The organism is Marinobacter sp. H13 (assembly GCF_059072335.1).
On sequence record NZ_JCACRU010000001.1, the window covers coordinates 4039994 to 4060535 of the forward strand.

Below are 20542 nucleotides of genomic sequence, written 5' to 3' on the forward strand. Positions count from 1 at the left end.
CGCCCAGATATGAGAATTATTAGTAGTATGCGCGCCAATGTCGCTCTGATGTCATCCAGTCACCGGCCTTAAGTGTTTATTATTTGATCAATTCCAGCGTCCGGGCGAGGGAAGGCCTCCCGAGCCCGAGATGGAGGTGGCCACGAGCGCCGACGGCGGCTCAGCCGGTGTTTAACCTGGGCCGAGGCAGGCGATATAACCGTTCGGTGACTGTGTGCAGAAGGGCTTTGACCGGGCAGCTGCCTGGCAGGTGGAGCTTGATGCGGTCTTTGTACTGCACCACCCGTACGGCCAGCTTGAACAGCTTGATGATGACCGTCGAGGGCTGGGCCTGGGACAACTCGGTGCCTTGCAACAGTTCGGCGCGCAAGGCGTGATGCAGCACATAGGCGGCGCAGGAGAAAAACAGGCGCATGTGGTTAGCCGCAAAGCGGCAATCCGAGGTGCGGTCGCTGGCCAGATCGTTTTTCATCATCTTGATGAAATTCTCGTCCTGGCCCCGGGCGCAATACAGCTCGGTGTACAGCATCTCCGGGGCCGGATCTTTCAGGGAGGTGACAACGAAGCGGGGGTTATCGCCGAGTCCCATGACTTCGGCTTTCAGGACAGTGCGAAAGTTCTGCGGCCAGGAGCGGGCCTGATAGTCGATCTCGTGGAAGGTGCGCGAGCGTTGCGGCGGCTCCTGTTCGGCGAGGCGGGCGTTGTGGCAGCGGGTGTCGTGCAACCGGCGGGTACGCTCCAGGTGTGGCTCGGCCAGTTTTTTCAGGCGGCTGTTGCCGGTCAGGCCGAACAGAAAATCCGTGTACGGATCGTCGAGCGCCAACTGCATCAATTCCACGTTGGCAAAATGAGCGTCACCTCGCAGCAGGATGCGGGTCTCGGGCCAGTGCTGGCGCAGCCGCTTGAGCACCCGCTTGAGGATCATCGCGTTCTCTGCCCCCTTCGGGCGTTTGCCGGGGCGCAGGGCGGCGGTGATGAACTTGCCCGACAGGCCCTCGAACAGAAACAGTGGCAGGTAGCAGTGACTCTGGTAATGATGATTGTAAAACGCCAGCTCCTGTTGGCCATGTGTCTGGTCTTCGGAATGATCCATGTCGAGTACGATCATCTTTGGAGGTTTGGCGTAGCTGGCGACAAACTGTTCCACAAATGCCTGGGCCAGGCGGTAAAGGTCGCGATTGTTAGCGGCATTTTCCAGGCGCGAGAAGGTCGGAGCGCTGGCCAGATCCTGCTCAGTGTCAAGCGGCTTGCGCTCGGCGCCGAGCTTGAACATCGGGTCACGGCGCAGGGTGTTGGCGTCGTTGGCATCGGCATAGCCGCAAGCGATCTGGAAGATCCGTTGGGTCAGCAGAGCACCAAGCGAGTGGTCGATGTAGGACGCGTGACGGCGGTCGTCAATGGCCTGCCCTGGGCCAGTCGATGGATCAGGCCGATCTGCTGGTCAACGCCCCGCAGCAGCAGGGGGCCGAAATCGGATGACAGCGCCCCGCCCTCAAAATCAGCCCGTACGGTAAAGCCGGCAAAGGGAGGAAAACGCAGTTGAGTTGGGATAGAATTGGACATGGGTGAGCCTTGTTTAGCTTCTTCCGAAGCGTTATTGGTCTAACTCCCATTATATCAATGGGATAAACAAGGTTCGCCTTTTTTTATGAATAATTCGGGTTAAGTTGATGACGGTGCCTCACTTATGACCGGTTGATTCACGAGAACTGCGAACGTCGTCCCCACTTCGACACCAAGAACGGCGGCGCTGCCCGTCAACCATTACATTACCCGAGCTGCGGGTGGTTATTGGTTGGTAGAATCTTGTTGAATACGAAGACTCGACCGACCTGAACCATCGGGTTTGTCATTTAGCAGTAAAATGGCGACGCGGGCGTTATTAGGATCCTGCCTTACCGTAAAGTCGAGGATAAAGTTCCCCACGGCGGCAAATGGCTCTGTCATCCGCCCGGACCGAATATCGACTGCCACTATCCGATCCGTCCCTTCCGCTTTGGATCTAAACAGAGAGGTATTTCTGCCCCGCACCTGGGTATAAGCGATATCGCCATCGATCTGCACTCGCCGTGCCAGCGGGACCGCCCGCTCCAGGACGCGATCACTCTCAGCAAGCCCCAGTGGATACTCCGGCTGCTCCAGTTTCACGTAGACCACAGGAAATGTGATCTCTCCCAGCGAGTCTGAATAGGGTGCGCTCGTTACCTCCGTTTGCGGCTGTCCAAAACCGCTCCGATATAATAACCGGTCATTATCATCGAATGAGAACGCGGATGCGTCGTCAATGGGGGTGTCCCGATAAATATTATTTAACCCCAGGAATGCCGGTGTTTTGGCAATGCTGAATGCGCCGTCATTGCCTTCCAGTTGGTGCACTTTACCCGCAAAAGCCTCATAAACCCCGCGCCGTTGCAGATAGGCGGTATTGTTGTTAATGCGCAGATAGGCCTGCAAATCATCGCTGACCGGCCTAAGAGCGCCGTCGTCCAGAGCCAACACCCAGGCATGCAGCCTGGTATCGATGCCATCAAAAGCAGCCAGATTATTCTTGCCCCATACTGCGACGATCTCCGGGTTGCCGTCCTCGTCAATATCGCCGGCATCCAGGTACAAAGCGTCCAGGTTCGTATCGGGCGGTCTGAATTCAGCGACTGGCTTTAAAACCTGTCCGTTATCAATGTCATAGACCGATAACCCCTTCGAATCTAACAGCGCCACCCGCAAAATATCGGGGTTAGGCTGATTTAATGAAACAATGCGCAGCGGCTGTTGATTCAGGTCAATACGACGGTCAGGGACAAAGTTGCCAACCGACGGCCGGCTAGCCGGCCGCACTGTCTTGTTGGTGTAGTTCGTGGCCGTCGTTTCAGCAAGCTGACGCTGCTCGGCGCCGATGGTCATGCCGTCCCGCGTACGGTTAAGCACCAGTGTCGCCGTCCTGTTCGTCACGGTTAAGCGCAACTCCAGTGCGCTGACCGGAGAGTCGGCATGCCGCCCCAGGGTGATCTGGTAGCCGAGACTAACGAGCCGTCGCAGCAGTTCCAGTGACTCCAGAGCGAGTCTGCCATCGTCACCGGTCATGATGAAATCGATGGTTTTGCTATCGTCCCACGCGGCTAATGATTTCTCTGTCTGGATCCATTCCGCATAGGCTGTTGGCAGCCAGGCGACAGACAGCAGCCAAATGAGTAAGACGGGGAGCCTGAAATTGATCCGAGCGATGTCGATCATATTGCCTCCAAAAAAAGGCAAACGATACAAAGGTATCGTTTGCCTTGCTACTTGATCGCTGTTCGTATGACCGGTTTAATACGCCCAGTTCATGCTCAGCGTATTAACGTAGGCACTATCATTGGCGTTGGTCTGATCTTGAATGCCGTCACCCGGAACGAACGTCGAGAGGATGTAATCCATCGAGAAGTTCTGGTTGAAGGCGTACTTCAGCTGCAGATCCACGGTAGTACCGGCATAATCATCAACCTTTTGGCCGGGGTTTTTGGCATTGATCAGGTTGCCGGTTTCATCAAACCAGATCATGAACAACTGCGCCTTATATGACAGGTTCGGTGACACATTGGCTAACGCGCCCTTGGTGCCAAGCGCGAAGATCCGCGACCCCGGGTTGATACCCGATGCACCGTTACCGATGCCGCCGTAACCCTGTACGCCCGCGCCGCCAGTACGCTCCGGCGCATAGGCATACAGTGTTGCGCCATAACCGGTGCTCAGGTTTTCGCCCAGGATGTTGCCGTCCATGCCCATCAGGCCACTGAAGCGGCCGATATCGGTGATACCGTTAAAGCCTTCGACCTTGTTGTCGGTTGCGTCACTGTCGCCCTGGGTATATCTGACCGCCACATAGGGACTGAAGCTGTCGTTGACAGGGAGTTCGATACCGGCGTAGGCAGCCGCGGAGCTCAGGTCACGCTCACCGACAGTGCCATCGGCGCCGATCACTTCAAACGACAGGTTGGCACCACCAATCTTGCCGAAGCCTTCCAGGCCGAAATAGGTCACATCGGCATTTCTATCGACGTTATCGCTATACGCCAGGATCGGGCTGAGCGTCCATTCCGCTACCTTCTGACTTACCTTGGCGCTGTAGACGCGCCAGTCTCCTGCTTCACTGGAGCCGGTATTTACCCTATTGTTGATCGGAATATAGAGCACTTCGTAGCTGGTATCGTTGTTCTTGCCCCGCAAGCCGACGAACGGGTGATCGTCACCGTACAGAAGGCCGCCGGACTGCAGATCGAGATAGCGTATGTCCCAGCCCGCCTGCAGCTGCACAGCCGGCGCAAGCGAGTAGAGGAACTCGGCGCGTTCGATACCGAATTCGCCACCCGCGTTGGGCAGGCCGTTCTTTTCTGCTGTAGTAAAAAAACTCCGGTCAACGTTGTCTTTGGTCAGGATCTGATCGGCCTCTGCGATCATCTTGACCGACCAGTCATCGCCGGCGGCTTTCCAGCCCAGACGCGTTTCGGCACGGGTATTAGCGCCGTTACCACTGACAAGGCCCCCTTCATTGAGCGTCGCGCCATCTTCTTTTTGGTCATCAAAGTCAAAATTGGAGTAATAGGTCGGTTTGATCTTGGCAGTACCAAAGAACTCGATCTCTGCAGCGTTACTCTGGGCCGCTCCGAGGCCGAGTGATGCCAATATCGCAGTGGCAAGGGTCAATTTCTTGAAAGACACGGGCTTAGTAGACTTAGACATAGGCGTACTCCTGTATTGCTTTTTACAGCATTTTGTTATTGGTCTGCTTAGCAAAGCATGCCGGTTTTAGCGTGTCAAATAATTATTGAACTTTAATAGTCCTTTGCTGTCTCCCCATTCTGGTCGACCGACGTAAACCGTCCGCACCGACCCGTTCTTCAAGTCGGCTATGGGCATCAAGCAATTGCCTTCCTCAGCCCGGATGTTCCGATACGGCACCCGGCCAAACGCCGCCGCTTGAGAGCGGTCATGCAGGAACTGATGTATATGGCCTGCCGCTTGATCCACAGCCAACGTCATTGAATTAGTGACTTTTATCGATAAATACCATACAATTATCGCTCACACACTCCTGAGGAAAACGCCTTATGAAACACCCACAAAAGCCAACGGTTGACACCCCCAGCCAGGTCCTGACCAAAAATTGTACATAAAATAACCAACCTGCTTGATGGTCCCGCCTTTATCGCCCAGCACCGTCAGCGCCCCCAGGATTTCACCCGCCACTGCCACCTGACCTTCAAGCATCTGGTGCTGTTCCTGCTCAACCAACCCCAGTCCGCCTTGCAGACCGAACTGAGAGGATTCGAACCTCTGACCTCTGACCTCTGCCTCCGGAGGACGCTGATTGTGGTCGGTTTGGAGTGAGGCAGACACCTTCCTATAAACTTTGTGCCGGACTACGCTGGTACATCCTCAGCCATCGCTTTGCCGGGCTCGTTCAAGGATTCAGGCAGTAGCTGGTCAGTATATGTGGGGCTGGGGCTGGAGTATGTAGGCTATTCCTACATCGATGACAATGCCGGGGCTTACCGTTTTGACGAAGGGCCGCTGATTGGTCGGCTTGGTCTGGGCGCTACCTGGCAGTGGGATCACCTGCTGACCGCGGTCACATTGCGTGCCTCGACCAGCGAAGACGAGCGCCATAAAGACAACTTCAGCTTTGGAACACTGTCAGTTTCTTGGGCAATATAGAAAGGTCGGTTTTGACCGTTGCTTACGGGATGTGGTGGCGCTTGTTCCCGCTGTTAAACAAAAGCGAACATTCTAGCGCCTTTCCGACACGCCTAGCAGCCTGTCGGACTTAATGGGCCAGTATGAGATAATGCTGACCTTAAATAAATCACGAATCAGCTATGAGTAACTTTCGTTCTTTCGACCGTCACACGGCCTATTTGCTTCCGCCATCCGTTGACAATTGGTTACCCCAAGACCATTTGGCGCGCTTCATTGTTGAGGTTGTCGACGGCCTTGATCTGCGCTCAATGGTGAACGCCTATGGTGGGCGCGGCAGCGCGGCCTATCATCCATCGCTGCTGTTGTCTCTGCTCATATACGGCTATGCCACCGGCGTGTTTTCCAGCCGCAGGATCGAGCGGGCGACCTACGACTCTGTGGCCTTCCGCTTTATTTCAGCTGGTGCGCATCCAGACCACGACACCCTGGCGACCTTTCGTCGACGTTTTCTCGGTGAACTGGCCGACTTGTTCGTTCAGGTTCTCGAAGTCGCACAGGAAATGAAACTGGTAAAGCTGGGCACCATCAGCCTGGACGGGACCAAGGTCCAGGCCAATGCGTCGCGCCACAGCGCCCTGTCCCATGGCCACATCGAGAAGATGGAAGCTCAGCTCCAGGGCGAAGTGCAGGAACTGCTGGCGTTAGCTGAGCAGGCCGACCAGTCCAATGCCCCAGATGGAATCAGCCTGCCGGAAGAAATACAGCGCCGGGAAGATCGGCTTAAGGCGATGGCGGAAGCCAAAACGAAGATCGAAGCCCGGGCCAAAGCGCGTTTCGAGCGCGAGCAAGCCCAGTACCAGGCCAAACTTGCCGCGCGAGAAGAAAAGCAGAAGAAGAACGGCAGAAAACCAGGCGGTCGTCCACCCAAGCCGCCCACGGCTGGCCCCAAGGCAAAAGATCAGCTCAATCTCACCGATGAAGAATCGCGCATCATGCCAGTGGCCGGTGGCGGCTTCGAGCAGAGCTACAATGCCCAGGCAGCTGTCGATGCAGACAGCATGCTGGTGATGGCACCAGCGGTTACCCAGGCCTGTAACGACAAGGAACAAGTCGAGCCGATGCTCGCGCAACTGGCCGCATTACCGGAGTCGTTGGGCAAAGCTGACACACTGCTTGCCGATACCGGGTATTTCAGCGCCAAAAATGTCGCCGCCTGCGAAAAGGCCGGCATCGATCCGCACATCGCCGTCAAACGGGAAAACCACCACCAGCCGCCGTTGGCGCGATTCGCTGAACCGATGCCAATAACCGAAGGCAGTACGCCGGTCGAGCGCATGGTGCACAAGCTACAAACCCAAGCCGGACGCACGGCCTATGCCTTGCGTAAGCAAACCGTCGAGCCGGTATTCGGCATCATCAAGTCGGTGCTCGGATTTCGTCAGTTCTCGTTACGCGGACTGGACAAAGTGAGCGGCGAATGGGCACTGGTTTGTCTGGCCTGGAATCTGAAACGCATGGCCGTACTGCGTCCGAAATCCGCCCAATGGGCCTGAAATGGGGGCAATTCTGCTCGTTTTGGGATTATTGGGCGCTGTAGGTCACAATTACGCACCAAGATAGTGCGAAATCTGTTTGGATAAGCAGGGGCAAAAATATGCCAATGCTAAGTCCGACAGGCTGCTAGAAGGTTTTGTTCGCGGCAAGCTTTGCCTCCCGTAGCCACTTCTGGGTACGGCGCTGGTAGCGGTCAGAGAGTTCGTGCTCACACAGGGCCGCCAGATAATCGGTGTGCGACCAGTGCTTTTCAACGGCCGTTTCCCAGAGCGATTGATAGTGACGATGGGAGGCCGGCAGACGGAGTTCTTTAAGCAGTAAGGCGACGGAGTCGGTCATATCGACGCCTCCTGGCTGCGGATCGAAGACAGCAAATCGTCATAACTGACCAGAGTGTGTTGACTTGAAGCTGAGAATTCGAGGTCGGGATTGCCGCGAAGGTAGCGTGACTGGATCTCGGTAATTGACGCGAACCGGCCGGCCCGGGCTTCTATCAACAGGTCTTCCCCCAGCGATTGCTCGTCATCGTATTCGAAGGCCAGCCGCAGTGTTGTCACGATCCACTTGCAGGCTTCACGGGGTTCAAGATGCGTATCGGCGAGTTGCCAGAGTTCGCGGTAGTTGTCGTCCGGCAGCAGATCATCACGTAACTGAGAGTAACGGAAGGCCGTAAGCAATGGGATGGACTCCTCCTCACCTCACCGGCATCTACGTGGCAAAATGGTGAGTGATTAGCCAACCATCATGAAGATGAGGAGAAGCCCAAGTGAACATTATCCGTGTCGGTGTTGATATTGCCAAATCAGTTTTCCACGTGCACGGCGTAGACCGTCACGGCCAAACTCGATGGCAAGGCAAGTATTCTCGCAGCAAGTGGCTTGATGCCCTCAGCCGAAAAGTACCGGCCGGCGCCGAGATTGGTATGGAAGCCTGCGCGTCATCACACCACTGGGCTCGGGAACTCCAGAAGCGGGGGTATCATGTTCGGTTGATTGCCGCCCAATTTGTCAAACCTTACGTCAAGAGCAACAAGAACGACCGAGTAGACGCGGAGGCAATCTGCGAAGCCATGAGTCGCCCGAACATGCGATTTGTCGCTCCAAAGACGGTCGCTCAGCAGGATATTCAGGCTGCACATCGGATCCGGGAAGAGCTTGTGGGGCAGCGCACGGCCAAGGCCAACCAGATCCGGGGTTTAGTGGGCGAGTACGGTATTGTAGCGCCAGTGGGCATCCAGCAGCTGCGCCGGGCCTTACCAGGCTGGCTTGAAGATGCTGAGAGCGAGCTTACCGATAGTTTCCGCATTCTGCTCAATGGGTTGGCCGAGGACCTCCGGCATCTTGATGATCGCATCACAGCCCTTGATGACCGGATCACTGAGAGTGTCAGGCAGGATCCTGTAGCAAAGCGCTTAATGACATTACGCGGCGTGGGGCCGCTCACAGCCAGTGCCTTGGCAGGTGCCCTGGGCGACGGGAAGGCCTTCCGCAAAGGACGAGACTTTGCCGCTTCTCTTGGATTGACACCTCGACAGCACAGCACCGGGGGACGGGATCGTCTGTTAGGGATCAGCAAGCGCGGCGACAGTTACCTGCGCAAGCTGCTCGTTCACGGAGCACGGGCCGTGTTGCGTCATGTTGAGAGCAAAGACGACGGACTGAGTCATTGGCTCAAAGCCCTTGCCGCCCGGAAGCATGTCAATGTGGCAACGGTGGCATTGGCCAACAAAACAGCCCGTATTGCCTGGGCGCTGGTACACAACGAGGAAGCCTATAACGAAGGGCTCTCAGCGGCAGGAGTTTGAGTGGGTAGCTGCAAGGCTGAGTGTGCCAGGGTAACAACCGGCAACTTTTCAGGAGACGTCCAACACCACGATTGCATGGCATTTTGATTGATGGCGAACAGGTCGAACCGGCGCTGGGAAACCCCTAATGAACGTGGAGCCTTGAGCTCGTGTAAGCGATTGGGAACCAGTGCGCGGATAGCCCATCAGGGTCCGATGCCTACAGGGACGGCATCATTAAAGAGACCGAATACACGTAGGCAGTCGTACCTTAGTCGCGATCAGACAAAGTGCTTGCAATAGAGGAGGAGTCCATACACGTTCATTCCGAGACGTCCTGCCGACTCACTGAATTCCACCCTACAGTAACCTCGCAATTTCCAACACGAGGTTACCCCCATGAAAAAGCACCGCACACCCAAACAGTGGCAGGCCCTGGTTGATCAGCAGCGTGACAGTGGCCTGTCAGCGCCGCAGTTCTGTAAGCAGGAGAATATCGGTTACGCCTGTTTCTGCAACTGGCGCAAGCGCCTGTCCGATCCGTCGACTGATGAGACGGCAGTAAGCGGTGAAGCCGGTTTTCTGGATCTCTCATCGTTGATGGGCAACTCTCCATCCTCCGGCCCAGGCTGGAACATTGTGCTCAGCCTGGGCAACGGCGTCGAACTGCGGCTGAGCCAGAACGGATGATCGGGCTCGATAGCCAGGCGCGCATCTGGCTGTGCACCGAGTCCACCGACATGCGCAAATCGTTCCGGGGCTTGAGCGCCCTGGTCCGGAATCAGTTGAAGCACGACCCACTCAGCGGCCAGTATTTTGTCTTCGTCAACCGTCGAAAGACTCAGATGAAGATGCTGTACTTTACCGCCACCGGTTATTGCTTGTGGGCCAAGCGCCTGGAGCAGGGACAGTTCCGGGTGCCGTTATCTGCCTCTGGTCAGCGGGCCCTGACCCTGACGGATCTGCAACTGCTGATCGATGGTATCGAAGTGCAAAAATACCGGCAGTTCAAGCGTTTTCGAGGGGTATAGAGAGTGGACTTCCGGTATAATAACGGCCATGAATTCAACGGCTTCCACTCCTTCTTCCAACGCACCTTCTTACTCGGCCCTGGCCGAGGAGAATGCCGTGTTGCGGGAGCAGTTGGGCGCTCAGGCGGAGGCCATTCGCCAGCTGACCCATCAGCTGGACTGGTTCAAGAAACAGCTGTTCGGTCCCAAATCCGAGAAGCAAGTGTATGACCTGCCAGGACAGGACAGCCTGTTCCAGCCCGATGAAGCACCGCTGCCGGAGCAGCCTGATGATGCAGAAAAACGCACCATTAAGGCCTATCAGCGCGGCACCGGCAAAAAGCAGCGGGACGACGACTGCCTGAACGACACCGGACTGGGCTTTACCGCCGATGTCCCGGTGGAAGTCATTGAACACCTGCCACCGGAGCTGACCGGCCCAGAGGCCGATCAGTACGAAGTGATCGGCAGCAAGACCACCTACCGCCTGGCCCAGCGCGCCTCCAGTTATGTGGTGCTGAAGGTGGAGCGGCCGGTGTTCCGACGCAAGGGCAGTGAGAAGCCCATCACCACCCCGGCTCCGTTCAACGTGCTGGATAACAGCCTGGCCGATGTCAGCCTGTTGGCCGGGTTGCTGGTGGACAAGTTCCAGTTCCACCTGCCGCTGTATCGTCAACACCAACGCATCCAGCAGGCCGGCATCACCGTCAGCCGCAGCACCCTGACCAACCTGGTGAAGCGTGCCATCGACCTGCTTCGCCCCATCGTAGATGCCCAGACCGACAACGTATTGCGCAGCCGGGTGATGGCCATGGATGAAACACCCGTCAAGGCCGGCCACCAGGGTCGCGCCGGCCCGCAAAAAGGCAAGATGAAATCCGGCTGGTTCTGGCCGCTGTACGGCGATGCCGACGAGGTGGTGTTCACCTACTCGAACAGCCGTGGGCGCGCCCACATCGAACAGGTACTCAGCGAGTCGTTCAGTGGCACGCTGATCAGTGACGGCTACGCGGCCTATGCCCGTTATGCCGCCGCCCAGGAAAACGTCACCCATGCCCAATGCTGGATGCACAGTCGCCGTTACTTTATCGACGCGCAGAAGGCTCACCCGGAAACTGTCACCGAGGCCCTGCAACGGATCGCGACGCTGTACCGGAATGAAGAGGCCATCAACGCTCAAGGGCTGACTGGCGAGAAGAAACGCCAGTACCGCCTGGCGCACTCCAAGCCGGTGGTCAGCGACTTCTTCCAGTGGTGCCGGGATCAGTTGGAGCAAGGCGGGCTGTTGCCCAGCGATCCTCTGACCAAAGCCCTGAACTACGTGCTCAGCCGCGAAGCCAGCCTGACCGTGTTCCTGGAAGACCCGGACGTGCAGCCAGACATCAACCACCTGGAACGGGCGCTACGCCCCATTCCAATGGGCAAGAAAAACTGGATGTTCTGCTGGACCGAACTGGGCGCGGAACACCTGGGCATCATCCAGAGCCTGATCAGTACCTGCAAGCTGCACGATATTAACCCCTACACTTACCTGGTGGACGTGTTGCAACGCATCAGCCAGCACCCGGCCCGTGAAGTCAGCGACCTGACCCCGCGCCTCTGGAAAACCCGGTTCGCGGAGAACCCGTTACGGGCCCTGATCGACCCACGCCACCCTGACCGACAGAACAAACAGCCGGAGGCCGTTCATGCGCATTGAAGACATGAGCATCGACCAGTTGCTGGAACTGAATCAAACCATCTGCCGGCGCATCGACGAACTGAGGGATCAGGAAAATCTACAGGCGCTGAGCCAGTTGCGGGTGGGCCTGAAAGTGACCTTCGAGGGCCGGGAAGGACCGGTGCTGGGGATCGTCACCAAGATCAACCGCAAGAGTGTGATCGTGTTGGCCGAGGACGGCACCAAACAGTACAAGGTCTCGCCGGAGTTATTGAGGCCTCTCCGTGACGTGAAGTAGGTCAACTACGTCTTGGAATGAACGCTTACGACGCCACGCGGTATCCGGCGACGGCCCGGATGGCGGAGAAGCTTGCCACCGCCGAGGGGCGAGCAGTTTATGCTCAGCGCAAACACCTGGTCGAGGCGGTGAATGGTTGGATCAAGAATATTCTGGGCTTTCGCCAGTTCAGCTTGCGAGGCCTTCAATCGGTACAGGGTGAATGGGATCTGGTCTGCCTGTCTCTCAACCTCCGGCGCATGAGTTCACTGATGAGGCTGGCATAAGTCCTTGAGGCAGCCTTTGGCTCACGGTAGGTACAGTTGGGACTCTTTGATGCCCCCCTTTTAACCGGCTGGACCGAAAGCGATGATTTAGCCAATCCGATATCGCGGACACTCGGTCCAGCCAAACAGTGGCCCGCTCTGGCGGAAACAAGCGCTCAAAAAGTTTCTGCCGCGCAGACTCCTACCTGAATCAGTGACTTCAATCGGCTAAAACTGCGCTTAAAGCCTGCAATAACAGAGCCTTAAGCGATATAATGGCACCTGACATCCATTCACCCAGTCAGTGCATTTGGCTCATGCGTACTTTCACTCTCCAGCAATCCCGAACCGAAGTCTATACACCCCATGGCGGACTGGCCTTGATAGGCCATTGTCTGAACCGGCACACGTCGCTGATCAAAACCGCTCGCACGGTCGTCAAGCGCCACGGCATTCCAAACATCGAGCTGATCCGCACCTACCTTGGCCTGATCACGCTGGGCAAGAGTGACTTCGAGGCGGTCGAGCCGGTACGCACGGATCCATTCTTCAAAACCGCCATGGGCATCAAGCAGTCGCCATCGTCAGCCCGCTTGCGGCAACGGTTTGATGAAGATGCCCGAGCCCTGACGCCGCTTTTGGATGATGCCAGCGTTGAGTTTCTTCAGTCCATCGAAGCCCCGGTATCACCTCTGGCGATGGGTCACGTTGCCCTGGATATGGACGTCTTTCCCATGGACAACAGCCAGACCCGCAAAGAGGGTGTCAGCTACACCTACAAGGGCTACGACGGCTACGCACCGATAGCGGCCTATCTGGGCCAGGAAGGCTGGTGCCTGGGCTGCGAACTGCGCCCTGGCAGCCAGCACGCCAATAATGGGTTTCTCGATACCCTCAAGCGGGTTTTACCCCGGGCCCGGGCACTGACGGACAAGCCCATCCTGCTGCGCCTGGACAGCGCACACGATGCCCGTGACAATCGCGACTTTCTGCGCGAGCAGAAGCAGGTCGACTTCCTGATCAAGTGGAATCCCCGCAAGCAGGATCCCCTGGCCTGGGCGGAGAAGGCCCAGGCTCAGAAAGCCTGGATGCTGGACCGCAACGGCAAGATGGAGGCGGTTTTATCGGAAAACCTGTCGGACGAGCCCGGGTTGCGCCAGATCGTTAAAGTCACGGTGCGCACCAGCGATGCCGGTGGCCAGCTGTATCTGGAGCCGGAGGTCAGTCTTGAAGGCTGGATTACCTCCTTGCCAGCCGAGGTGGCCGATGAACAACAAATCATGGCGTTTTACAGCGATCACGCCACCAGTGAGCAATTCCACAGCGAGTTCAAAACCGACCTGGATCTGGAGCGCCTGCCGTCCGGCAAGTTCGACACCAACAACCTGGTCATGGCCTTCGCAACACTGGGATATAACGTGCTGCGCTGGATGGGCCTGAGACTGACTGGCCCGGATGCGCCAGTGCGCCACCCGGCTAAACGCCGCCGCCTGAGAACCGTGATGCAGGAGCTGATGACCATGGCCTGTCGCCTGGTACACAGTGGCCGACAGTGGGTTCTGCGCTTTGGTCGACACTGTCCGGGCTTTGCCGTTTACCGCGACCTCTACGAAGGAATCGCCGCCTCCGGATAGGCTCGTTCGGCAGTGACCGCATCATCTTAAAACCACCCGGGAAACCATACCGGGGCAATCCGCTATTGCCTAACGACCATGGTTTGATCAAAAAGCAGCCAAATCCTGGTCTCTGGTCGACTTCAGGCTGCGCGTTTCAGGCACTCGCAACCTATTTTTCGACAATTGATGGCTCCCGTTAGCGCCGATGGCGATTTGCGGGGTATATTCGCCTGCAAAGTCACTGATTCAGGTCCTAGCCCTCGATTATCGCCGATTTTGAGACTTATTCAGAGTCTCCAGAGAAAATCCCGCTTTTCGGGTTTCAGAAGGGAGCTCACCAAATACCTTTTTATAATCACACGATAGTCGCCCCAAGTGCATAAATCCGTAATCGAACGCAATCTCCGTGATATTTTTCGCACGACCGCTTAACAATTCCTCTCTAACTTTATTAAGTTTTTTGTTCTTTATATAGTTTCTAGGAGTTGTTGAAAATGAGCTGGCGAACATATTATAAATTGAGCGTACGCTAACCATTGACACGTCAGATAACTCTTCTAAAGTAATATCATTTTTGAGATTCTCATCAATGTACTGGATAATATTTTTCATGCAAGGATGAACATCCTGAATATCATCATCTATATTAAAATTGCCTCTAAATACACTTAGTAGTTTTTTTGCAAAGATTTCTTTGTATAGGCTAGAAGTACAAAAAAGGCTTGAGTCTAAATTTTCAGACTCCAGGAGTATAGCTTCGAAAAGTTTTACTAATGATGGGAAAGAAAAAAGGTTTACCGGAGTTCGGTGGAAGCGAATACCTGATTTTGGAATATGTCCAAGATCAGAAACGACAGTACACTGAAATTCGCTTTCGGGCACATTGAAGATCAACTTTTCACAGTCATGAGAATAATCAAGTATTATCAATTCATGGGGATTCAACATCATTGCGTCACCCTGACCTAAAAAAACTTCTCCGTCCTTGAAAGTTATATTACAGAAGCCTTTCGTGATTATTTGTAAATGAAATGTATTCTCTAACTCAGGACTTTTGATCCGAACCTCGCTGCCATAGGAAAGAGAGGATAATCCAAGCCCAGAAAATTCTGTAAAACTCAAGCGTGACAGAGCTTTTGGATTACTCATTAGTTCAATAGTGTGACGGCCAATCTTTTTATTTACAAAATCTGAGACCACTTCTGGGTGAGTGCACTCAAAAACTACTGCCTGACTTAAAGCGTTATCTAGAATGCTATTCATTTTATTATTTCCATCTTTGATTTTTATCATTGTACTTAAAAATAATTTTATTCTAAGCAATTTCGAGATTCGTTTCAACAGACGATGATGGGCACGATTCCGCGGCGATTTGCACACGTTCATTCCACGACGTTCTGCCACCCCGATAAGTTTCTTCCTACAGTAACCGATCATTCACCAATAGGAGGTTGCTTTCATGAGACCATATCGCACCGAAGAACAGTGACGAGCCCTGGTTGACCAGAAGCGCAACAGTGGTCTGTCAGCCCCAAAGTTCTGCAAGCAGGAGAACATCGGCTATGCCAGTTTCTGCAACAGGCGTAAGCGTCTGTTCCCTCAGCCGAAGATTCGACTGGGGCCGGTGAAGCCAGTTTTCTGGATCTCTCGTCGTTGATGGGTAAGCAATGGGATGGACTCCTCCTCACCTAACCGGCATCTACGTGCCAAAATGGTGAGTGAACAGTCAACCATCGAAAAGATGAGGAGAAGTCCACATGAATATTATCCGCGTCGGTGTTGATATTGCCAAGTCAGTGTTCCCCGTGCACGGCGCAAACCGCCACGGCCACACTCAATGGCAAGGTAAGTATTCTCGTAGCAAGTGGCTTGATGCTCTCAGCCGGAAAGTACCAGCCCGCGCCGAGATTGGCATGGAAGCGTGTGCTTCAGCCCATCACTGGGCGCGGGAGCTCCAGAGACGAGGGTATCGCGTCCGGCTGGTCGCAGCTCAATTGGGTGGTAATTCTCAATCTCGCCTTTGATCGCTTCTAGTGTCCTTTAACAAAGGTTCGTCTTATTATTCAGCTTATCGGAAAGACGAGCGATTGATGCAATGATTTGATCCGCTGTTTTGCGCCAGATAAAAGGTTTGGGATCGTCGTTGTATCTTGCCAGGTAGTCTTTAATGGAAGCCTCCAGTTCACGAGTGCTTCGGTGCGAGTTGCGCTTGATCCAACGTTCCGAGATCAGGCCAAAAAATCGTTCCACCAAGTTGACCCACGATGCTGATGTTGGCGTGAAATGAACGTGATAGCGGGGCCTTGCGGCGAACCAGGCTCGTACCTTTTCTGTCTTGTGAGTCCCGTAGTTGTCCATGACCAGGTGAACATCCAGATCTTCCGGGACCTCCCGGTCAATCTCATTTAAAAACGCCAGGAACTCTTTGGCACGGTGTCGCCTGTGCAGGCGTCCGATGACCTCGCCAGTGGCAACGTCCAGGGCTGCAAACAGAGTGGTAGTGCCATGGCGAACATAATCGTGCGTTCGCGTTTCGGAGTAACCAAACGACAACGGAAGCGCCGGCTGAGTGCGGTTCAGCGCCTGTATCTGGCTTTTCTCGTCCACACACAGGACCATCGCCCGGTCAGGCGGGTTCATATACAACCCGACAATGTCGTGAACCTTGGCCACAAAATGGGGGTCAGTCGAGAGCTTAAAGGTCTCCAGACGATGAGGCTTTAACCCAAATGCCCGCCAGATCCGGCTGATGGCCATGGCATTGAGCCCGGTTTCCCTGGCCATCAGCGTGGTAGACCAGTGGGTCGCATCCTTGGGCTTGGATTGAAGCGTTTTGTTGATAACGTCTGTTACCTTGTCGTCATTAATACTGCGTGGCCGGCCACTTCTCGGGGCGTCTGTCAGTCCCGCCACACGAAACTGCTCGAACCGCTTACGCCACTTACTGACGGTCTCTGCCGTTACACCCACTCGCTCGGCAATCACTCGTCCGGGCAAGCCCTCAGTGCTCAACAGGATCATTCGTGCGCGTTGCTGCTCGGCTGCCGGCATCTGTCGCCGCCGAACCCACGACTGAAGCTCATCGCGTTCTTCATTTGTAATGATCAAAGGAACAACGGGTCGGCCCATTGCAGTAGCTCCGTAAATGCTTTCTGCAATTATAACCTTAAACTACAATTTATTCGACGAACTTTCGTTAAAGGACACTAGACTTTCCATAGCAACAAGCTCTCCTAAAAATTAACACCTAAGCATTTAATGGTCGTGCGCAGCATGACCTTTAAATGTTTGTTGGACTAAGCCGCCGGCGCTGAAGCTGTCTGGCGACGGATAAGGGTAAAGTAATCAGGAGGCAAGGCTCGGAACGGTGAGGCTGGCTGCCGACAGACCTCAGCACCAGTGAACATTTGCCGGGTTATATCCATCATTGGCCGATTCCTTATTGTGATGTAGCTCAGACTAACCCGCAGATGCTGGTTTTTCCAGTCTCGGGCCGCACACCGGCCCAGCTCACCTGGAACTGTAAGCGATCACCCGCCAGATCAGGCGCAGCTTAATGGCTAGCCGGTTGGCACTGCCATTATTCTAAAGCACGGCATTTGACGAACCATGTGAACCAGACCATCATTGCAGCGCGGGCAAGGCCAACAACGAGTCGGTTCCTGGTTCACTCGGTGTGGTTCTGGTTGGGGTGACTGCAACATGCACTGCCGGATGACAGCCAGTTTTCGTCGTCGCGTCCGGTTGCTCAGGTAACCAAAGTGGCGGATACGCATGAACCCTTTGGGCAAAATATGCATCAGGAATCGCCTGACGAACTCCTGCCCTTCCAGCCACTGGGTCTTAATCCACCCATTGTCCCGATAATCTTTATATCGGAACGAGACCCGGTCACCCTCCATCGACAACAACCGCCCGTTACTGATGGCAATCCGGTGAGTGTAGCGAGCGAGATAATCGACAACCGTATCGGCCTGGTTCAGGCAGTGCCGAGTGTAGACAACCCATTCCTGTTGTAAGCGTTCATTCCGAGACGTCCTGCCGACTCACTGAATTCCACCCTACAGTAACCTCGCAATTTCCAACACGAGGTTACCCCCATGAAAAAGCACCGCACACCCAAACAGTGGCAGGCCCTGGTTGATCAGCAGCGTGACAGTGGCCTGTCAGCGCCGCAGTTCTGTAAGCAGGAGAATATCGGTTACGCCTGTTTCTGCAACTGGCGCAAGCGCCTGTCCGATCCGTCGACTGATGAGACGGCAGTAAGCGGTGAAGCCGGTTTTCTGGATCTCTCATCGTTGATGGGCAACTCTCCATCCTCCGGCCCAGGCTGGAACATTGTGCTCAGCCTGGGCAACGGCGTCGAACTGCGGCTGAGCCAGAACGGATGATCGGGCTCGATAGCCAGGCGCGCATCTGGCTGTGCACCGAGTCCACCGACATGCGCAAATCGTTCCGGGGCTTGAGCGCCCTGGTCCGGAATCAGTTGAAGCACGACCCACTCAGCGGCCAGTATTTTGTCTTCGTCAACCGTCGAAAGACTCAGATGAAGATGCTGTACTTTACCGCCACCGGTTATTGCTTGTGGGCCAAGCGCCTGGAGCAGGGACAGTTCCGGGTGCCGTTATCTGCCTCTGGTCAGCGGGCCCTGACCCTGACGGATCTGCAACTGCTGATCGATGGTATCGAAGTGCAAAAATACCGGCAGTTCAAGCGTTTTCGAGGGGTATAGAGAGTGGACTTCCGGTATAATAACGGCCATGAATTCAACGGCTTCCACTCCTTCTTCCAACGCACCTTCTTACTCGGCCCTGGCCGAGGAGAATGCCGTGTTGCGGGAGCAGTTGGGCGCTCAGGCGGAGGCCATTCGCCAGCTGACCCATCAGCTGGACTGGTTCAAGAAACAGCTGTTCGGTCCCAAATCCGAGAAGCAAGTGTATGACCTGCCAGGACAGGACAGCCTGTTCCAGCCCGATGAAGCACCGCTGCCGGAGCAGCCTGATGATGCAGAAAAACGCACCATTAAGGCCTATCAGCGCGGCACCGGCAAAAAGCAGCGGGACGACGACTGCCTGAACGACACCGGACTGGGCTTTACCGCCGATGTCCCGGTGGAAGTCATTGAACACCTGCCACCGGAGCTGACCGGCCCAGAGGCCGATCAGTACGAAGTGATCGGCAGCAAGACCACCTACCGCCTGGCCCAGCGCGCCTCCAGTTATGTGGTGCTGAAGGTGGAGCGGCCGGTGTTCCGACGCAAGGGCAGTGAGAAGCCCATCACCACCCCGGCTCCGTTCAACGTGCTGGATAACAGCCTGGCCGATGTCAGCCTGTTGGCCGGGTTGCTGGTGGACAAGTTCCAGTTCCACCTGCCGCTGTATCGTCAACACCAACGCATCCAGCAGGCCGGCATCACCGTCAGCCGCAGCACCCTGACCAACCTGGTGAAGCGTGCCATCGACCTGCTTCGCCCCATCGTAGATGCCCAGACCGACAACGTATTGCGCAGCCGGGTGATGGCCATGGATGAAACACCCGTCAAGGCCGGCCACCAGGGTCGCGCCGGCCCGCAAAAAGGCAAGATGAAATCCGGCTGGTTCTGGCCGCTGTACGGCGATGCCGACGAGGTGGTGTTCACCTACTCGAACAGCCGTGGGCGCGCCCACATCGAACAGGTACTCAGCGAGTCGTTCAGTGGCACGCTGATCAGTGACGGCTACGCGGCCTATGCCCGTTATGCCGCCGCCCAGGAAAACGTCACCCATGCCCAATGCTGGATGCACAGTCGCCGTTACTTTATCGACGCGCAGAAGGCTCACCCGGAAACTGTCACCGAGGCCCTGCAACGGATCGCGACGCTGTACCGGAATGAAGAGGCCATCAACGCTCAAGGGCTGACTGGCGAGAAGAAACGCCAGTACCGCCTGGCGCACTCCAAGCCGGTGGTCAGCGACTTCTTCCAGTGGTGCCGGGATCAGTTGGAGCAAGGCGGGCTGTTGCCCAGCGATCCTCTGACCAAAGCCCTGAACTACGTGCTCAGCCGCGAAGCCAGCCTGACCGTGTTCCTGGAAGACCCGGACGTGCAGCCAGACATCAACCACCTGGAACGGGCGCTACGCCCCATTCCAATGGGCAAGAAAAACTGGATGTTCTGCTGGACCGAACTGGGCGCGGAACACCTGGGCATCATCCAGAGCCTGATCAGTACCTGCAAGCTGCACGATATTAACCCCTACACTTACCTGGTGGACGTGTTGCAACGCATCAGCCAGCACCCGGCCCGTGAAGTCAGCGACCTGACCCCGCGCCTCTGGAAAACCCGGTTCGCGGAGAACCCGTTACGGGCCCTGATCGACCCACGCCACCCTGACCGACAGAACAAACAGCCGGAGGCCGTTCATGCGCATTGAAGACATGAGCATCGACCAGTTGCTGGAACTGAATCAAACCATCTGCCGGCGCATCGACGAACTGAGGGATCAGGAAAATCTACAGGCGCTGAGCCAGTTGCGGGTGGGCCTGAAAGTGACCTTCGAGGGCCGGGAAGGACCGGTGCTGGGGATCGTCACCAAGATCAACCGCAAGAGTGTGATCGTGTTGGCCGAGGACGGCACCAAACAGTACAAGGTCTCGCCGGAGTTATTGAGGCCTCTCCGTGACGTGAAGTAGGTCAACTACGTCTTGGAATGAACGCTTACGACGC

General features: G+C 55.7%; 19 protein-coding genes and 5 pseudogenes. 16 read left to right on the plus strand and 8 right to left on the minus strand.

The genetic code is table 11. From position 1 onward, the window contains the following. Nucleotides 1-160 precede the first annotated feature (160 nt). The 3 genes and pseudogenes from AC5JQH_RS18895 to AC5JQH_RS18905 all read right to left on the minus strand — a co-directional run bounded on the left by AC5JQH_RS18895 (nucleotide 161) and on the right by AC5JQH_RS18905 (nucleotide 4716). A pseudogene (locus tag AC5JQH_RS18895) lies at nucleotides 161-1563 on the minus strand (IS1380 family transposase). Between the two features lie 225 nt (nucleotides 1564-1788). Then, complete coding sequence (locus AC5JQH_RS18900; RefSeq protein ID WP_493805852.1) at nucleotides 1789-3231, minus strand: hypothetical protein; 1443 nt, start codon at nucleotides 3229-3231, stop codon at nucleotides 1789-1791. 75 nt (nucleotides 3232-3306) lie between these two features. Beyond that, on the minus strand, nucleotides 3307-4716 hold the full coding sequence (locus AC5JQH_RS18905) for a hypothetical protein (RefSeq protein WP_493805853.1): 1410 nt from the start codon (nucleotides 4714-4716) through the stop codon (nucleotides 3307-3309). A gap of 423 nt (nucleotides 4717-5139) precedes the next feature. Here AC5JQH_RS18905 and AC5JQH_RS18910 point away from each other — a divergent pair. The 3 genes and pseudogenes from AC5JQH_RS18910 to AC5JQH_RS18920 form a co-directional block, all read left to right on the plus strand. Continuing rightward, nucleotides 5140-5304 (plus strand): annotated as a pseudogene (locus AC5JQH_RS18910) (IS4 family transposase); the annotation flags it as partial. Between the two features lie 72 nt (nucleotides 5305-5376). Continuing rightward, a pseudogene (locus tag AC5JQH_RS18915) lies at nucleotides 5377-5691 on the plus strand (lipid A-modifier LpxR family protein); the annotation flags it as partial. A 161-nt stretch (nucleotides 5692-5852) separates the two neighbouring features. Further along, a complete protein-coding gene (locus AC5JQH_RS18920; RefSeq protein ID WP_350034147.1) occupies nucleotides 5853-7226 on the plus strand; it encodes an IS1182 family transposase in 1374 nt (457 codons plus the stop codon). Between the two features lie 127 nt (nucleotides 7227-7353). Here the strand turns inward: AC5JQH_RS18920 and AC5JQH_RS18925 are convergent, their stop codons facing one another. Next, nucleotides 7354-7566 (minus strand): ATP-binding protein, encoded by a 213-nt coding sequence (locus AC5JQH_RS18925; RefSeq protein WP_349343494.1) that lies wholly within the window; start codon nucleotides 7564-7566, stop codon nucleotides 7354-7356. After that, on the minus strand, nucleotides 7563-7904 hold the full coding sequence (locus AC5JQH_RS18930; RefSeq protein WP_493805854.1) for a hypothetical protein: 342 nt from the start codon (nucleotides 7902-7904) through the stop codon (nucleotides 7563-7565). Before AC5JQH_RS18930 ends, AC5JQH_RS18925 begins: the two co-directional genes overlap by 4 nt. 89 nt (nucleotides 7905-7993) lie before the next feature. Between AC5JQH_RS18930 and AC5JQH_RS18935 the strand changes: the two genes are divergently transcribed. From AC5JQH_RS18935 to AC5JQH_RS18965, 7 genes and pseudogenes are all read left to right on the plus strand, one after another. Next, complete coding sequence (locus AC5JQH_RS18935) at nucleotides 7994-9031, plus strand: IS110 family RNA-guided transposase (RefSeq protein WP_200205258.1); 1038 nt, start codon at nucleotides 7994-7996, stop codon at nucleotides 9029-9031. A 378-nt stretch (nucleotides 9032-9409) separates the two neighbouring features. Beyond that, the gene (gene tnpA / locus AC5JQH_RS18940; RefSeq protein WP_493805855.1) at nucleotides 9410-9700 is read left to right on the plus strand and encodes an IS66 family insertion sequence element accessory protein TnpA; all 291 of its coding nucleotides are present in this window, start codon (nucleotides 9410-9412) and stop codon (nucleotides 9698-9700) included. Beyond that, complete coding sequence (tnpB, locus tag AC5JQH_RS18945) at nucleotides 9697-10041, plus strand: IS66 family insertion sequence element accessory protein TnpB (protein ID WP_350034853.1); 345 nt, start codon at nucleotides 9697-9699, stop codon at nucleotides 10039-10041. Before tnpA (AC5JQH_RS18940) ends, tnpB (AC5JQH_RS18945) begins: the two co-directional genes overlap by 4 nt. 28 nt (nucleotides 10042-10069) lie before the next feature. After that, on the plus strand, nucleotides 10070-11719 hold the full coding sequence (tnpC, locus tag AC5JQH_RS18950) for an IS66 family transposase (protein ID WP_493805856.1): 1650 nt from the start codon (nucleotides 10070-10072) through the stop codon (nucleotides 11717-11719). After that, complete coding sequence (locus AC5JQH_RS18955; RefSeq protein ID WP_349343496.1) at nucleotides 11709-11978, plus strand: hypothetical protein; 270 nt, start codon at nucleotides 11709-11711, stop codon at nucleotides 11976-11978. Before tnpC (AC5JQH_RS18950) ends, AC5JQH_RS18955 begins: the two co-directional genes overlap by 11 nt. Nucleotides 11979-12019: 41 nt before the next feature. Next, a pseudogene (locus tag AC5JQH_RS18960) lies at nucleotides 12020-12244 on the plus strand (transposase); the annotation flags it as partial. Between the two features lie 296 nt (nucleotides 12245-12540). Continuing rightward, nucleotides 12541-13857: an IS1380 family transposase gene (locus AC5JQH_RS18965; protein ID WP_493805857.1), complete on the plus strand. Its 1317-nt coding sequence runs from the start codon at nucleotides 12541-12543 to the stop codon at nucleotides 13855-13857. 246 nt (nucleotides 13858-14103) lie between these two features. Here the strand turns inward: AC5JQH_RS18965 and AC5JQH_RS18970 are convergent, their stop codons facing one another. Then, the gene (locus AC5JQH_RS18970) at nucleotides 14104-15243 is read right to left on the minus strand and encodes an AraC family transcriptional regulator (RefSeq protein ID WP_493805858.1); all 1140 of its coding nucleotides are present in this window, start codon (nucleotides 15241-15243) and stop codon (nucleotides 14104-14106) included. Between the two features lie 118 nt (nucleotides 15244-15361). Here AC5JQH_RS18970 and AC5JQH_RS18975 point away from each other — a divergent pair, with 118 nt between their 5' ends. Then, nucleotides 15362-15496, plus strand: a complete 135-nt coding sequence (locus AC5JQH_RS18975; RefSeq protein WP_493805983.1) for a hypothetical protein — start codon at nucleotides 15362-15364, stop codon at nucleotides 15494-15496. Between the two features lie 100 nt (nucleotides 15497-15596). Beyond that, a complete protein-coding gene (locus AC5JQH_RS18980) occupies nucleotides 15597-15863 on the plus strand; it encodes a hypothetical protein (protein WP_349343502.1) in 267 nt (88 codons plus the stop codon). Between the two features lie 16 nt (nucleotides 15864-15879). On the opposite strand, the gene AC5JQH_RS18985 is transcribed toward AC5JQH_RS18980, so the two are convergent. Next, nucleotides 15880-16968: an IS630 family transposase gene (locus tag AC5JQH_RS18985; RefSeq protein WP_349343477.1), complete on the minus strand. Its 1089-nt coding sequence runs from the start codon at nucleotides 16966-16968 to the stop codon at nucleotides 15880-15882. 431 nt (nucleotides 16969-17399) lie between these two features. Next, nucleotides 17400-17858: pseudogene (locus tag AC5JQH_RS18990) on the minus strand (IS91 family transposase); the annotation flags it as partial. A gap of 81 nt (nucleotides 17859-17939) precedes the next feature. Between AC5JQH_RS18990 and tnpA (AC5JQH_RS18995) the strand changes: the two are divergent. From tnpA (AC5JQH_RS18995) to AC5JQH_RS19010, 4 genes are read left to right on the plus strand one after another with little or no spacing between them, the layout of a single operon-like run. After that, nucleotides 17940-18230, plus strand: a complete 291-nt coding sequence (gene tnpA / locus AC5JQH_RS18995) for an IS66 family insertion sequence element accessory protein TnpA (RefSeq protein WP_493805855.1) — start codon at nucleotides 17940-17942, stop codon at nucleotides 18228-18230. Further along, complete coding sequence (tnpB, locus tag AC5JQH_RS19000) at nucleotides 18227-18571, plus strand: IS66 family insertion sequence element accessory protein TnpB (RefSeq protein ID WP_350034853.1); 345 nt, start codon at nucleotides 18227-18229, stop codon at nucleotides 18569-18571. Before tnpA (AC5JQH_RS18995) ends, tnpB (AC5JQH_RS19000) begins: the two co-directional genes overlap by 4 nt. 28 nt (nucleotides 18572-18599) lie before the next feature. Beyond that, nucleotides 18600-20249 carry an IS66 family transposase gene (gene tnpC, locus AC5JQH_RS19005; RefSeq protein ID WP_493805856.1) on the plus strand — a complete coding sequence of 550 codons (1650 nt, stop codon included), beginning with the start codon at nucleotides 18600-18602 and terminating at the stop codon, nucleotides 20247-20249. Further along, nucleotides 20239-20508, plus strand: a complete 270-nt coding sequence (locus AC5JQH_RS19010; RefSeq protein ID WP_349343496.1) for a hypothetical protein — start codon at nucleotides 20239-20241, stop codon at nucleotides 20506-20508. Before tnpC (AC5JQH_RS19005) ends, AC5JQH_RS19010 begins: the two co-directional genes overlap by 11 nt. Nucleotides 20509-20542 lie beyond the last annotated feature (34 nt).

Bases quoted from the DNA above. Each gene is read 5' to 3' on its own strand.
- AC5JQH_RS18900 (WP_493805852.1), bottom strand. From the start codon at position 3,231: ATGATCGACATCGCTCGGATCAATTTCAGGCTCCCCGTCTTACTCATT.
- AC5JQH_RS18905 (WP_493805853.1), bottom strand. From the start codon at position 4,716: ATGTCTAAGTCTACTAAGCCCGTGTCTTTCAAGAAATTGACCCTTGCC.
- AC5JQH_RS18920 (WP_350034147.1), top strand. From the start codon at position 5,853: ATGAGTAACTTTCGTTCTTTCGACCGTCACACGGCCTATTTGCTTCCG.
- AC5JQH_RS18925 (WP_349343494.1), bottom strand. From the start codon at position 7,566: ATGACCGACTCCGTCGCCTTACTGCTTAAAGAACTCCGTCTGCCGGCC.
- tnpA (WP_493805855.1), top strand. From the start codon at position 9,410: ATGAAAAAGCACCGCACACCCAAACAGTGGCAGGCCCTGGTTGATCAG.
- tnpB (WP_350034853.1), top strand. From the start codon at position 9,697: ATGATCGGGCTCGATAGCCAGGCGCGCATCTGGCTGTGCACCGAGTCC.
- tnpC (WP_493805856.1), top strand. From the start codon at position 10,070: ATGAATTCAACGGCTTCCACTCCTTCTTCCAACGCACCTTCTTACTCG.
- AC5JQH_RS18955 (WP_349343496.1), top strand. From the start codon at position 11,709: ATGCGCATTGAAGACATGAGCATCGACCAGTTGCTGGAACTGAATCAA.
- AC5JQH_RS18965 (WP_493805857.1), top strand. From the start codon at position 12,541: ATGCGTACTTTCACTCTCCAGCAATCCCGAACCGAAGTCTATACACCC.
- AC5JQH_RS18980 (WP_349343502.1), top strand. From the start codon at position 15,597: ATGAATATTATCCGCGTCGGTGTTGATATTGCCAAGTCAGTGTTCCCC.
- AC5JQH_RS18985 (WP_349343477.1), bottom strand. From the start codon at position 16,968: ATGGGCCGACCCGTTGTTCCTTTGATCATTACAAATGAAGAACGCGAT.
- tnpA (WP_493805855.1), top strand. From the start codon at position 17,940: ATGAAAAAGCACCGCACACCCAAACAGTGGCAGGCCCTGGTTGATCAG.
- tnpB (WP_350034853.1), top strand. From the start codon at position 18,227: ATGATCGGGCTCGATAGCCAGGCGCGCATCTGGCTGTGCACCGAGTCC.
- tnpC (WP_493805856.1), top strand. From the start codon at position 18,600: ATGAATTCAACGGCTTCCACTCCTTCTTCCAACGCACCTTCTTACTCG.
- AC5JQH_RS19010 (WP_349343496.1), top strand. From the start codon at position 20,239: ATGCGCATTGAAGACATGAGCATCGACCAGTTGCTGGAACTGAATCAA.